The sequence below is a fragment of the Pelomonas sp. KK5 genome, assembly GCF_001984095.1.
In the GTDB taxonomy this organism is placed as follows: Bacteria; Pseudomonadota; Gammaproteobacteria; order Burkholderiales; family Burkholderiaceae_C; genus KK5.
The window spans coordinates 1-13,894 of sequence record NZ_LYVQ01000033.1; the positions used below are offsets into that span (position 1 = coordinate 1).

At 68.0% G+C, this 13,894-nt stretch carries 10 protein-coding genes; 5 read left to right on the forward strand and 5 right to left on the reverse strand.

Annotated elements, in window-relative coordinates; genetic code table 11:
• Nucleotides 1–2,458, reverse strand: a 2,458-nt coding sequence (gene mutS / locus B0W88_RS07160) for a DNA mismatch repair protein MutS (protein WP_077033976.1), incomplete at its 3' end; no start/stop codon positions are given.
• A gap of 159 nt (nucleotides 2,459–2,617) precedes the next feature.
• On the opposite strand from mutS, the gene B0W88_RS07165 reads away from it, so the two are divergent.
• The 5 genes from B0W88_RS07165 to B0W88_RS07185 all read left to right on the forward strand — a co-directional run bounded on the left by B0W88_RS07165 (nucleotide 2,618) and on the right by B0W88_RS07185 (nucleotide 9,354).
• Nucleotides 2,618–3,358 carry a GntR family transcriptional regulator gene (locus B0W88_RS07165; RefSeq protein ID WP_083748631.1) on the forward strand — a complete coding sequence of 247 codons (741 nt, stop codon included), beginning with the start codon at nucleotides 2,618–2,620 and terminating at the stop codon, nucleotides 3,356–3,358.
• Between the two features lie 243 nt (nucleotides 3,359–3,601).
• Nucleotides 3,602–6,406: a TonB-dependent receptor gene (locus B0W88_RS07170; protein ID WP_077033977.1), complete on the forward strand. Its 2,805-nt coding sequence runs from the start codon at nucleotides 3,602–3,604 to the stop codon at nucleotides 6,404–6,406.
• A gap of 81 nt (nucleotides 6,407–6,487) precedes the next feature.
• Nucleotides 6,488–7,936, forward strand: coding sequence for a sodium:solute symporter (locus tag B0W88_RS07175; RefSeq protein WP_077033978.1), 1,449 nt, complete (start codon nucleotides 6,488–6,490; stop codon nucleotides 7,934–7,936).
• 99 nt (nucleotides 7,937–8,035) lie between these two features.
• Nucleotides 8,036–8,650: a hypothetical protein gene (locus B0W88_RS07180; RefSeq protein WP_077033979.1), complete on the forward strand. Its 615-nt coding sequence runs from the start codon at nucleotides 8,036–8,038 to the stop codon at nucleotides 8,648–8,650.
• Nucleotides 8,651–8,664: 14 nt separating this feature from the next.
• On the forward strand, nucleotides 8,665–9,354 hold the full coding sequence (locus B0W88_RS07185) for a hypothetical protein (protein WP_144006656.1): 690 nt from the start codon (nucleotides 8,665–8,667) through the stop codon (nucleotides 9,352–9,354).
• Nucleotides 9,355–9,390: 36 nt separating this feature from the next.
• Here B0W88_RS07185 and B0W88_RS07190 read toward each other — a convergent pair whose 3' ends face one another.
• From B0W88_RS07190 to gudD, 4 genes are all read right to left on the reverse strand, one after another.
• On the reverse strand, nucleotides 9,391–10,269 hold the full coding sequence (locus tag B0W88_RS07190; RefSeq protein WP_198937794.1) for a 2-hydroxy-3-oxopropionate reductase: 879 nt from the start codon (nucleotides 10,267–10,269) through the stop codon (nucleotides 9,391–9,393).
• A 20-nt stretch (nucleotides 10,270–10,289) separates the two neighbouring features.
• Nucleotides 10,290–11,078 (reverse strand): HpcH/HpaI aldolase/citrate lyase family protein, encoded by a 789-nt coding sequence (locus tag B0W88_RS07195; protein WP_077033981.1) that lies wholly within the window; start codon nucleotides 11,076–11,078, stop codon nucleotides 10,290–10,292.
• A 10-nt stretch (nucleotides 11,079–11,088) separates the two neighbouring features.
• Complete coding sequence (locus B0W88_RS07200) at nucleotides 11,089–12,483, reverse strand: MFS transporter (protein WP_077033982.1); 1,395 nt, start codon at nucleotides 12,481–12,483, stop codon at nucleotides 11,089–11,091.
• A 65-nt stretch (nucleotides 12,484–12,548) separates the two neighbouring features.
• Nucleotides 12,549–13,877 carry a glucarate dehydratase gene (gene gudD / locus B0W88_RS07205; RefSeq protein ID WP_077033983.1) on the reverse strand — a complete coding sequence of 443 codons (1,329 nt, stop codon included), beginning with the start codon at nucleotides 13,875–13,877 and terminating at the stop codon, nucleotides 12,549–12,551.
• Nucleotides 13,878–13,894 lie beyond the last annotated feature (17 nt).

Consider the following 13,894-nt stretch of genomic DNA (forward strand, 5'->3'; position numbering starts at 1 on the left):
GCGCCGACGGTGGCGCGGCGAACAGGTCGATCTGCGCATCGCCGGCCGCGGCCTTGGCCTCCAGCGCTTCCAGCGTCGCCCGCGCCTGGCGCACCAGCGAGGCCGGCATGCCCGCCAGCCGCGCCACCTGCACGCCGTAGCTGCGGCTCGCCGGCCCGGGCTGGATCTCGTGCAGGAAGACGATGTCCTCGCCGCTCTCCACCGCCGACACATGGCAGTTCACTGCCTGCGGATGCTTGCCCGGGAACTCGGTCAGCTCGAAGTAGTGCGTGGCGAACAGCGTGAAGGCGCGGGTCTTGTCGTGCAGGTGGCTGGCGATGGCCGATGCGAGCGCCAGGCCGTCGAAGGTCGAGGTGCCGCGCCCGATCTCGTCCATCAGCACCAGCGAGTGCTCGGTGGCGCCGTGCAGGATGGCCGCGCCCTCGGTCATCTCCAGCATGAAGGTGGATTGCGCATTGGCCAGGTCGTCCGCGGCGCCGATGCGCGTATGGATCGCATCCACCGGCCCGAGGCGGCAGCTCTCGGCCGGCACGTACGAGCCCATGGCGGCGAGCAGCGAGATCAGCGCCACCTGGCGCATGAAGGTCGATTTGCCGCCCATGTTCGGGCCGGTGATGACCAGCATCTTCGTGCGCGCGTCGAGCCGGCAATCGTTGGCCATGAACTCGGCGCCCGCGGTCTCGCGCAGACGCGCCTCGACGACCGGGTGGCGGCCCGCGACGATGTCGATCGCCGGATGGCCGACGAACTCCGGCCGGCACCAGTTGAGCGTCGCCGCCCGCTCGGCCAGCGCGGCCAGCGCGTCGAGGCTGGCCAGCGCCCGGCCCAGAGCGGTCAGCGCGCCCAGCTCTTCCAGCAGCTGGTCGATCACCAGCTCGTACAGGTACTTCTCGCGCGCCAGCGCCCGCTCGTTGGCCGACAGCGCCTTGTCCTCGAAGGTCTTCAGCTCCGGCGTGATGTAGCGCTCGGCGTTCTTCAGCGTCTGGCGGCGCTGGTAGTCCATCGGCACCTTGTCCACCTGGCCCTGCGTGACCTCGATGTAGAAGCCGTGGACCTTGTTGAACTGCACTCGCAGGTTGGCGATGCCGGTGCGGGCGCGCTCGCGGGTCTCCAGGTCGAGCAGGAAGGCGTCGCAGTTGTTCTGGATGCCGCGCAGCTCGTCCAGCTCGGCATCGAAGCCGTCGGCGATCACGCCGCCGTCGCGCATCAGCACGGCGGGTTCCTCGGCGATGGCGCGGGTCAGCAACTCCTCGATGTGCGGGGAGGGCGCGAGGCTCTCGGCCAGGTGCTCGATCAGGCCGCCGTCGCTGGGCAGCGTCTCGCGCAGGTCCGGCATCGTCTGCAGCGTGGCGCGCAGGCCGGTCAGCTCGCGCGGGCGCACCTGGCGCAGCGCGATGCGGGCGGCGATGCGCTCGACGTCGCTCACATGGCGCAGTGCCTCGCGCAGCGGCTCGGGGCTGATGGCGATCAGCGCGGCGATCGCGTCGTGGCGGAAGCTCGCCTCGCTGCGGGCGCGCTTGGGGTGCAGCAGCCACTGGCGCAGCGTGCGGCTGCCCATGCCGGTGCGGCAGCTGTCGAGCAGCGAGAGCAGCGTCGGCTCGGTCTCGCCGCGCAACGTGACCGTCAGTTCCAGGTTGCGCTGCGTGGCCGGCGGCAGGTCCAGCAGCTCGCTGGCGCGCTGGACGGTGAGGCTCTTGACGTGGGCCAGCGCCCGGCCCTGGGTGTGCTCGGCATAGCTGAGCAAGGCAGCGGCGGCGGCCTGCGCGGCGGTCAGCTCCTGCGCATTGAAGCCTTGCAGGCTGGCGACGCCGAGTTGCTCGCAGAGCTTGCGCGCGCCCAGCGTGCTGTCGAACTGCCAGCTCGGCCGGTTGGTGATCGGCGCCCGGGCGGCCAGCACGGCGGCCGGCTGCTTCTCGCGGTCCACCAGCACCTCGGCCGGGTTCAAGCGCGCCAGCCATGAAGGCAGCTCGCGCTCCGCGCATTCACCCAGGCCCAGCGTGCCCTGGGTCAGCGACAGCCAGGCCAGTCCTAACTGCTTGCCTTGACTGACCACCGCCAGCAGCACCGAGTCCTGCTTCTCGTCCAGCAGCTCGCCGTCGGTGACCGTGCCCGGCGTCACCACGCGGACGATCTTGCGCTCGACCGGGCCCTTGCTCGTCGCCACGTCGCCCACCTGCTCGGCGATCGCCACCGCCTCGCCCAGCTTGATCAGCTTGGCCAGGTAAGACTCCAGCGCATGCACCGGCACGCCGGCCATCACCACCGGCTGGCCGGCGCTCTGGCCGCGCGTGGTGATGGTGATGTCCAGCAGCGCATTGCACTTGCGCGCGTCGTCGTAGAAGACCTCGTAGAAGTCGCCCATGCGGAAGAAGACCAGCGTGTCCGGCTGCTGCGCCTTGAGGCGCAGGTACTGCTGCATCACGGGCGTGTGGTCGGCGAAGTCCGGGGCTTGGGTCATGGGGCGGTGAGCGTCGGGGCGCAGAAATGAACAAAGCCCTCGGTCGGAGGGCTTTGTCGTCGCAAAGGCTGGGGCCGAAGTTTAGTCGCTTTGATGGAGGCGATTGGCGTCCCCGGATTTGGTCCGGGAATGGTCTGTTCCTTGCGCTAGACTTGCCGCATGGCTGCCCGCCACCCTTCAGTGCCCGATCCCGCCCAGCCGCGCACCGACAAGCGCGAACGGCTGCGCCAGGGCCTGCTGAGCTTGATCGCCCAGCAGTCGCCCGGCTCGCGCCTGCCCACCGAGCGCGAGCTCAGCGAGCGCTTCGAGGTGGCCCGCGAGACGCTGCGCCACTGCCTGCGCGAGCTGGAGGAGGAGGGCGTGCTGCACCGCCGCCAGGGCGCCGGCACCTTCGTCACCACGCAGCCGGTGGTCAAGGAGGCGCGGCTGATGTCCTTCTCGGAGGAGATGCGCCAGCGCGGCTTGCAGCCGTCCAGCCGGCTGCTGTCCTTCCGCACGCTGCAGGCCGGCGCCAAGCTGGCTCAGCGGCTGATGGTGATGCCGGGCTCGGCCGTGCTGGAGGTGCGCCGGCTGCGCCTGGCCAACCAGGAGCCGATGGCGCTGGAGACCTCCTGCTTCGCTGCCGAGCGCGTGCCCGGCTTCGACCCCGCCAGCCTGGAGCAGGGCTCGCTGTACGAGTTGCTGGAGCGCCAGTACGGCCTGCAGCTGCGCGGCGCGCGCCAGCAGATCCAGGCCACGGTGCTGAGCCGCGAGGAGGCGGAGTTGCTGGCCGTGCCGCCCTTCTTCCCGGCCCTGCTGATCGAACGCACCAGCACCTCGACCACCGGCGAGGTGATCGAGTACGCCAAGTCCCTGTACCGCGCGGACCGCTACCGTTTCGAGATCAGCGTCAGCCGCTGAATCGCTTGGTCTGGAGTTGGTATGGACGCGGAAGGCGCGTCAAACGGGGTTTATACCGATCGAAAAGCGGGAATCCCTGATAACCAGGGGCATCTGGCCAATTTCATCCTCATTTAGGCTACTTCCAGAGTGTTGCTGCTTGTCTAAGCAGTGTTGCGCAGCGCGATCGATAGGTATACAAAAGGTCCGACCTTAAACGGGCCATTCGTGCCCGGGCCTTCAGACACAACGGAGAGACCGCGCATGAACTTCAGACCGACCCCGCTGGCCGCCGCCGTGGCCAGCCTGTGCCTGCTTCACCTCGCACCCGCCCGGGCGGCCGATGACGCCGGCAAGATGCTCGAGACGGTGACCGTGACCGGCATCCGCGCGTCCATCGAGAAGTCGATGGCCACCAAGCGCAATGCCGACACCAACATCGAGGCGGTCTCGGCCGAGGACGTGGGCAAGATGCCCGACAAGAACATCGCCGACGCGCTCTCCCGCCTGCCCGGCGTGAACGTGCAGTACGGCGGTGCGCTGGCGATGGACGAGGCCGAGCGGGTGGCCATCCGCGGCACCAGCCCGAACCTGAACTTCGTGACGATCAACGGCCACTCGCTCTCTGCCGGCGACTGGCACCTGGGCGACCAGGCCGGCTCGGGCCGCAGCGTCGGTTTCGGCCTGATGCCCTCGCAGCTGATCGGCCAGACCATCGTCTACAAGACCGGCCGGGCCGACGTGCCCGAGGGGGGCATCTCCGGCAGCGTGGACATCATCACCCGCCGGCCGCTGGATTTCGCCAAGTCAATGAACGGTGAAATATCGGTCGGTGCCGCGCACGCCACGCTGGCCAACAAGACCGACCCGCAGGTCAGCGGCCTGTTCGCCTGGAAGAACGACGCCAAGACCTTCGGCGTGCTGGTCCAGGCCTTCAAGGAAGACCGCCACCTGCGCCGCGACGGCCAGGAGGTGTTCGGCTACAACGTGCTGTCCACCGCGCAGGCCACCGCCGCCGGCCACCCGGAGCTGGCCGGCAAGCGCATGAGCAGCAGCTTCAACGCGGCGATGTTCGAGGGCGTGCGCAAGCGCAGCGGCGGCTTCCTCGACGTGCAGTTCCGGCCCAGCCAGTCGGTGGAGCTCAACCTCACCGCCTTCAAGGACCAGCTCAAGGCCGACAACTACAACAGCTCGGCCTATGCCCAGCCCTATCTGCTGGCCACTTCGGGCGACTACCAGATCGTCAATCCGGTGGTCGACGGCAACGTGATCACCAGCGCCCAACTGGTGCGCAATGCCACCACGACGAAGCAGTCGGTCGGCGTGGAGTTCGACCACTTCATGCGCCAGGGCGCCAAGTCCACCAGCCAGTTCTTCGACCTGGACGGCAAGTGGGCCGCGACCGACAACCTGACGTTCAAGGGCCGCGTCGGCTCCACCAAGGGCGAGGGCCTGACCAACTCCGAGCCCTCGATGGTCTTCGGCCTGATGAACCCGGCGCAGATGACCTTCTCGCAGTCGGCCGGCTTGCCCGCCTCCTACGCGGTGCTCGATGCGGCGGGCAAGCCGATCGACCAGGGCAATGTCTCGAACTTCCAGCTGATGACGGCACTGGCGCCGGCGGTCACCTCGATCGACAAGGAGAGCTACGGCCATGTGGACGGCGAATGGAAGCTCAATTTCAAGGTGTTCACCGCGCTGAAGTTCGGCGTGCGCTATACCCAGCACGAGCGCAGCTATGACCGCTGGGAAGGCCGCTACAACGTCCAGGACCAGGCCGGCGGCCCCAACCCGCCGTTCACCAGCGTCAACGGCGGCGTGCTGGTGGGCAACGCGATCCCGGTCTCCGCGCAGCCGGTGCCGGCCACCAGCTATCCGTCCAACTGGTTCAGTGGCGGTGACGCCAACATCCCGCGCAGCTTCTTCCGCTACGACACCGCGCAGCTGCAGGCCTGGGCGGCGGCCAACGTCAACTGGGACCGCACCGCCAACCACAACTGGACCAGCGGCTTCCACATCAAGGAAGACAACACGGCCGCCTACGCGATGAGCGAGTTCGAGCTGAGCCCGGAGGTCGGCGGCAATGTCGGCCTGCGCTATGTCGAGACCAAGCTCGAATCCACCTCCTACCAGAACATCTCGACGACCTGCCCGGCGCTGCAGACCTGCTCGGTGCCCGGCGCCATCGTCGGCTCGCGGCTGGGCACCTACGTGCCGCAGACGGTCAACGCCAAGCAGCGCGACTGGCTGCCCAGCCTGAACCTGCGCTGGGATGTCAGCAAGGACGTGGTGGCCCGCGCCGCGCTGACCCGCAGCCTCGGCCGTGCCAACTACAACGAGCTGGCCGGCGCCGTGATCCTCGATGACATCCGCGCCACCGGCTCCAGCGGCAACCCGAACCTGAAGCCGATCACCTCCACCAACGGCGACCTGACCTTCGCCTGGTACTTCGCGCCGCGCGCGATGCTCAGCGGCGGCGTGTTCACGCAGCGGGTGCAGAACTACGTGAAGGCAGGCACCTCGCAGGTGGACTTCTTCAATATCACGCAGGGCAAGGTCACCAGCTACACGGTGACCTCGCGCAAGGGCGTGAAGGCCACGATCAACGGCCTCGAGGCCGCGGTGGAGCTGCCGATCGCCGGCGGCTTCGGCGTCGGCGCCAACTACACCTACGTGGACTCGAAGGACGTGGACGGCGTGCCGCTGCTGGGCACCTCGAAGAACACCTACAACCTGCGCGGCTACTACGAGGACGACAAGTTCAGCGCCAGCCTCGCCTGGAACTACCGCAGCTCCTACGGCTATGCGCTGCTGGGCGACGGCACCAACACGATCCTGCGCGATGCCAACGGCGTGCCCACGCAGTACAACGGCCTGAACCAATACGCCGGCTACGGTGCGGTCTCGCTGTCGCTGGGCTACAAGATCACGCCCAATTTGAGCGTCCATTTCGACGGCAACAACCTCAACGATCCGATCCGCCACACCTACTACATCACCGAAAATGCCACCGGCTATTTCCACCAGAACGGCCGGCAGTACTTCCTCGCCCTGCGCATGAAGTTCTGATTCCGGGCGGTCTGCGGACCATTCGGGGCGCCAGCCGGGTCAAGGGGCCTGCTGGCGCCCATTCCATTTCGTCGATTGCCCATGAGTCCCATCCTGCTGCTCGTCTTCATCGCCGCCTACTTCCTGCTGCTGCTGGGCATGGCGCACTGGAAATCGAAAGGCGCGAACAGCGAGAGCTTCTTTGTCGGCAACCGCGACAGCCACTGGATGCTGGTGGCCTTCGGCATGATCGGCACCTCGCTGTCAGGCGTGACCTTCATCAGCGTGCCGGGCGCCGTGGGCCTCACGGCCTTCAGCTACCTGCAGATCATCATCGGCCAGTTCTTCGGCTATCTGCTGATCGCCTTCGTGCTGCTGCCGCTGTTCTACCGCCTGCAGCTCAGCTCGATCTACGACTACCTGGGCCGCCGCCTCGGGCCGAAGAGCTACCGCACCGGCGCGGGCTTCTTCATCGTCTCACGCACGCTCGGTGCCACGGCGCGGCTGTACCTGGTTGTCGGCGTGCTGCAGGATGCGGCGCTGTCGGCGATGGGCATCCCGTTCTGGCTCACCACGGCCGTGATCCTGGCGATGATCCTGTTCTACACCTACGAGGGCGGGGTGAAGACCATCGTCTGGACGGACACGCTGCAGACGGCGGGCATGCTGGCCGGGCTGCTGATCTGCGTCGTCTTCCTGATGAACCATCTCGGCTATGGCGTGCCGCAGGCGCTCGATGCGATGCAGGCCAGCGGGCTGTCCAAGGTCTGGGTCAGCGACCCCGACAGCCGCCTCTTCTGGCTCAAGCAGTTGCTCGCCGGCGCCGCGATCGCCGTCGCGATGACCGGCCTGGACCAGGAGATGATGCAGAAGAACATCTCGGTGAAGACGGTCGGCGGCGCGCAGAAGAACGTGGTGACGCTGGCGATCATCATGGTCGGCGTGGTCGCGCTGTTCCTGTTCCTGGGCGGCCTGCTGTCGCTGTTCGCGGCGCAGGCCGGCATGAGCGAGAAGGGCGACCACCTGTTCGTCGCCGTCGTCATGCAGCACCTGCCGGGCTGGGTGCAGATCGTCTTCGTGCTGGCGCTGATCTCGGCGCTGTTCCCCAGCGCCGACGGCGCGATCACGGCGCTCACATCGAGCTTCTGCATCGACCTGCTGGGCCTGCAGCGCCGCAGCGACTGGGACGAAGCGACCAAGGTGCGCGTGCGCCAGCGGGTACACCTGTCCTTCGCCGTCGTGTTCCTGGCGATGGTCCTGCTGTTCCACTGGATCGCCAACCCGAGCATGATTGGCCTGATCCTCAAGCTGGCGGCCTATACCTACGGCCCGCTGCTCGGCATGTTCGCCTTCGGCATCCTGACGAAGCGGGCGGTGCGGGACGGGATGACGCCGCTCGTCGCCGTGGCGGCGCCGGCGCTGTGCTGGGTGCTGGAGAGCTTCTCGGCCCGCTGGCTCGGTGGCTACGAGGTCGGGCTGGAACTGCTGCTGCTGAACGGCGCGCTGACCTTCCTGGGCCTGCTGGCTTTCTCGCGGCGCGGGCCGGCGTAGACCCGGAAGCCGAGCGAGTGCCCATTTCCTCACGGGCACGGCGCTTCTGTCGGCGTCAGGCCTTGAACGGGCTGTGGCCCTTGGGCAGACTCGCGCCGCATGATGATGAATCGACGTGGACTCCTGGTCTCGATGATGGCGGCGGCCCTGTGCGCCTGCGCTCAGGCGCCGACGCGCAACCTCGCTCCCGGTGGACGGGCCTTGCACTCGCTGCGCGTTTACGTCTGGGACGGCAATGGCGGCGCCTTGCCCGAGCCTGCTCGCACGGCCTTTGTGGCGACGCTAGGTCGCAGTGGCCTGGAGGTTCGCTCTGTCGGTGTGCTGGCGCGCCCGTTCGACAACGCGCAGGCGCTGATGCGGGCCTGGGATGCGGAACCGCAGCCGGAAGGCGGGCCCGACCATGCGCTGGTGCTGACGCGGCAGTATGAGCAGTCCTATGGCGGCGTGCGCTACGTGCGCTATGAAGCAGTGCTGTGGGACGCGCAGGCGCGGAGCCTGGTGTGGCAAGGCAAGTTGGCGGCGGCCTTCCAGGCAAGGCCTCGCGTGCTCGAAGAGCCCAAGCTCGTGCTGGCACCGCAACAAGCCGAGCGGCTTGCCGGTGACCTGCTGCGCGGGCTCGATCGCGATGGACACCTCTCCTTGCGAGGCCTGGCGCCGCGAGACGGAAAGGGCGACGAGATCCCCGCCACGTTTCTTCCTCTGCAACTGCTTTGAACCGGAGACCCTTGATGACGATGTCGCGTCTTTCGATCTGCCGTGCTGCTGGTCTCGGGTTCGGCCTGGGCTTCACGGCACTGGTGCCGGCGTGGGCATCGGATGGCGGACTGAGCGAGACCTGCCGAGCCGAGGCCGCGTCCTCAGCGGGCACCAGTCCCGAATTGGCGCCGCTCAAGTCGCTCGACCTCATATACATCACGACCAATTTCAAGAAGCCCGGCCTGGTCGAAGAGGCGCCGGATGAACACTGGTCGGCATGGAAGCTCGACCAGATCGAGCCGCTGGCGCAGGAGCGCGCGCCCAAGGTCCTGAAGGCCAACGGACTGGAGGGGCAGGTGACCGTCCTTCCTGCGCCTGCGCCGGGATCCGCCGTGGACCTGGGGACGCTGGATCCGGCACGCCCCGCGCTGCTCCTTCGTCCGATCAAGTACGCCAAGTGGCAGCAGAAGCCGCTCTACCCCAAGGCGGGCTCCGTGACGTATGCGGTCGAGCTGATCAACGGCGGCCCCGACCGTCCTGCCCTGCCTTGCCGCGTGGAGGTGTGGGGCGGCGTCGGCGTGGATTCGAAATGGGGCATTCTCAAGACGAACCGTGTCGATGCCGAATGGGTGGACGGCATGCTCACCAACGTGCTTGCCAGCCTGAGTCGCAAAGGCGTGATCAAGCTCGCCAACGACAAGGCCGTGCGACCGGCGGAGTAGCGCTCGACCGCCAGGCGCCCACCCGGCGCTTCGCCGTCAACCCAGTTCGTGCCCGGCCATCAGCTCCAGCGCCCTGACCAGCGCCGAGTGGTCGAGCTCGGCCATGTCGTTGGCCGCGCAGACCTGCATCAGCTGCGCGGCGCCGGCTGTCTGCGGCAGCGCGACGCCCAGCTCGCGCGCGCCCTGCAGCGCCAGGCCCAGGTCCTTCTGGTGCAGCCCGATGCGGAAGCCGGGATTGAAGGTGCGCTTGATCATCCGCTCGCCGTGCACCTCCAGGATGCGGCTGGCCGCGAAGCCGCCCATCAGCGCCTGGCGCACCTTGGCCGGGTCGGCGCCGGCCTTGCTGGCAAAGACCAGCGCCTCGCTGACGGCGGCGATGTTCAGCGCCACGATGATCTGGTTGGCCACCTTGGTGGTCTGGCCATCGCCGTTGCCGCCCACCAGCGTGATGTTCTTGCCCATTGCCTGCAGCAGCGGCAGCACGCGGTTGAAGACGGCCTCGTCACCGCCGCACATGATGGTCAGCGAGGCGGCCTTTGCACCCACCTCGCCGCCGGAGACCGGCGCGTCGATGTAGTCGGCGCCCAGCGCCTTGACCTTGGCGGCGAAGCCCTTGGTGGCCATCGGGGAGATCGAGCTCATGTCGATGACGACCTTGCCCGCGCTCAATCCCTCGGCCACGCCGCCCTCGCCGAACAGCACCTGCTCGACGTCCGGCGTGTCCGGCAGCATCGTGATGATGACGTCGGCATGGCGCGTTACTTCAGCGGCATCGGCGCAGGGCCGTGCGCTGGTGGCGGCGATGCTGTCGGGCAGCTTGCTGCGGGTCTTGACGTACAGCTCGTGGCCCGCGTTGGCGAGGTTCAGCGCCATCGGGGCGCCCATGATGCCCAGGCCGATGAATCCGACTTTCATGATGTCGCTCCTTCTCTTCTTCAGTAGCCGTTGTTCGGGGTGCCCGGCTGGCCGGCCCGCATCACGGCCATCACCTGCTGCGCGCCGGCCGCCATCAGCCGCGCGTCCGAACTGACCGTCACGAACTGGAAGCCCATGGCGATGCGTTTGAGTGCCGCCTCGGGTGAGCCGTTGTGGATGCCGGCGACGACGCCGTGGGCCTTGGCCCGCGCGAGGATGTGTTCCACGGCCTGCGCTGCCTTGGGCTCCAGGTCGTCGAAGCTCGGCTTGCAGCCCAGCGCGATCGAGAGGTCCGAGGGGCCGATGTAGATCGCGTCCAGGCCTGGCGTCGACAGGATCTCGTCCAGGTTCTCCAGCGCCTGCGCCGTCTCGATCATCGCGAAGACGACGATCTGCTCGTTCGCGTGCAGCGGATAGTCGGCCCCGCCGTACAGCGTGGCGCGGATCGGGCCGAAGCTTCTTGTGCCCTGCGGCGCGTAGTGGGTCCACGCGACCAGCTTCTCGGCATCGGCCCGGCTGTTGACCATCGGGCAGATCAGCGCATAGGCGCCGGCGTCCAGCGACTTCATCAGGATGCCGGGCTCCAGCCAGGGCACGCGCACGACCGGCACGGTCTCGGTGGTCGAGATGGCCTGCAGCATCGGCAGCATCGTCGCGTAGTCGACCATGCCGTGCTGCAGGTCGATGGTCAGCGAGTCCCAGCCCTGGTGGGCCATGGTCTCAGCGGAGAAGCCGTTCGGGATGGCCAGCCAGCCATTGACGACGGCGCCGCCTGACGCCCAGATTCGACGGAGTCGGTTTTCACGCATGACGTGCTCCTCACTTCCTCAGTTCGAAACGCTTGATCTCGCCGACGACGAACAGGTAGCAGCACACTGCCACCAGCGCGTTGGCCGCCACATAGACCAGCGCCGCGTCGAAGCTGCCGCTGCCCTTGATCAGGTAGCCGATGACGATGGGCGTGGTGATCGCTGCAGTATTGCCGAAGGTGTTGAACAGCGCACCCGAGAGGCCCGAGATTTCCTTCGGCGAGGTGTCCGACACGACCGCCCAGCCCAGGGCGCCCAGGCCCTTGCCGAAGAAGGCCAGCGCCATGATGGCGACGACCAGCGTCGAGTCGCTCACGTAGTTGCAGGCGATCATCGAGGTGGACAGCAGCATGCCGATGACGATCGGCGTCTTGCGGGCCAGCGTGAGGGACGCGCCGCGGCGCAGCAGCGCGTCCGAGATGATGCCGCCCAGCACGCCGCCGAGAAAACCGCAGATCGCCGGCGCTGCCGCAGCGAAGCCGGCGTTCAGGATCGACATGCCGCGTTCCTTGACGAGATACACCGGGAACCAGGTCAGGAAGAAGTAGGTCAGCGTCGTGATGCAGTACTGGCCGATGTACACGCCCATCATCATGCGGCTGGACAGCAACTGGCCGATGTAGTTCCAGCGCGGGCCGCCGACGGCCTTGGTGTTGGCGGCCGCGGCCTGGTCCATATTGACCAGCGCGCCGCCCTGGCTGATGTAGTCCAGCTCGGCCGCGTTGATCGTCGGGTGCGTGGCCGGGCTGTAGATCGTCTTCATCCACAGGAAGGCGAAGGCCAGGCCCAGCACGCCCATGAAGGCGAACACCGCATGCCAGCCCCAGGTGTGCGTGATCCAGGCCATCAGCGGCGAGAACAGCACGGTGGCGAAGTACTGCGCGGAGTTGAAGATGGCCGAGGCGGTGCCGCGCTCGTTGGCCGGGAACCAGGAGGCGACGATGCGGCCGTTGGCCGGGAAGGAGGGCGCCTCGCCGGCGCCGACCAGCAGCCGCAGCGCGAACAGCGCCACCACCGCCGAGCCCGCCGTCGCGGTGACGAAGGTGATGCCGCCCTGCAGCAGTGTGAACACCGACCACAGCGCGATGCTCCAGGCGTACACGCGCTTGGAGCCGAAGCGGTCCAGCAGCCAGCCGCCCGGCAGTTGCGCCAGCACGTAGGACCAGCCGAAGGCCGAGAAGATGTAGCCCATGGCCACCGAGTCGATGCCCAGCTCCTTGGACAGCACCGGGCCGGTGATGGCCAGCGTGGCGCGATCGGCGTAGTTGATCGTCGTCACCATGAAGAGCATGGCGAGGATGCCGAAGCGCTTCTTCGTGCGCGCGGCGGAGGCCGTCTGGGAAGAAGAAGAGGGCGAGGACGTGGCGGCGTCTGCAGGACGCTCGGCGGTCACGGTGGGGGTCATGCTTGTCTCCGTGGGTGCAGCGCCCTCTTCGTGGCTTGCTGCGGGTGGTCAGTTGAGGATCGTCGTTAGCGGTCGAGGGCCGGGCGCTTCGGATTGAAGGTCCAGCCGCGGATCAGGTACTGCATGGCAATCGCGTCGTCGCGCGCGCCGAGCCCGTGCTTGCGGTAGAGCTGGTGGGCCTTCTCGACCTCCACCATGTCCAGCTCCACGCCCAGGCCCGGCTTGCGCGGCACCTGCACATGGCCGCCCGCGATCTTCAGCGGCTCCTTGGTCAGCCGCTGGCCGTCCTGCCAGATCCAGTGCGTGTCGATCGCGGTGACCTTGCCCGGCGCGGCCGCGCCGACGTGGGTGAACATCGCCAGCGAGATGTCGAAGTGGTTGTTCGAGTGCGAGCCCCAGGTGAGGCCCCAGTCGCGGCAGGTCTGGGCCACGCGGACGGAGCCGGCCATGGTCCAGAAATGCGGGTCGGCCAGCGGGATGTCCACGCTCTGCAGGGAGAGCGCGTGCGAGAGCTGGCGCCAGTCGGTGGCGATCATGTTGGTGGCCGTGGGCAGGCCGGTGGCGCGGCGGAACTCGGCCATCACCTCGCGGCCGGAGAAGCCGTCCTCGGCGCCGCAGGGGTCCTCGGCATAGGCGACGATGCCGCGCATGCGCTGGCCCAGGCGGATCGCGTCCTTCAGCAGCCAGCCGCCGTTCGGGTCCAGCGTGACGCGGGCCTCGGGGAAGCGCTCGTGCAGCGCGGTGACGGCGTCGACTTCCTCGTCGCCGCGCAGCACGCCGCCCTTCAACTTGAAGTCGTTGAAGCCGTAGCGTTCGCGGGCGGCCTCGGCGAGCTTGACGACCGCTTCCGGCGTCAGCGCGACTTCATGGCGCAGGCGGCTCCAGGCATCGTCCGCCGCGGGTTCGCTGTTGTAGGGCAGGTCCGTCTTCGTGCGGTCGCCGACGTAGAACAGATAACCGAGCATCTCGACGGCATCCCGCTGCTGTCCCTCGCCCAGCAGCGCGGCCACCGGCACGCCCAGGTGCTGGCCCAGCAGGTCCAGCAGCGCGGACTCGATGGCGGTCACCGCGTGGATGGTGGTGCGCAGGTCGAAGGTCTGCAGGCCGCGGCCGCCGCTGTCGCGGTCGGCGAACTGGCGCTGCACCGCCTGCAGCACACGCTGATGGGAGCCCAGCGGCTGGCCGACGACCAGCTCGCGCGCATCCTCCAGCGTCTGGCGGATCTTCTCGCCGCCAGGCACCTCGCCGACGCCGGTGTTGCCGGCGCTGTCCTTCAGGATCAGCAGGTTGCGGGTGAAGAAGGGGGCGTGGGCGCCGCTGAGGTTCAGCAGCATGCTGTCGCGGCCGGCGACCGGGATCACGCGCAGCTCGGTGATGCGGGGTGTGTTGTTCATCGCTGGACTCCTCGATG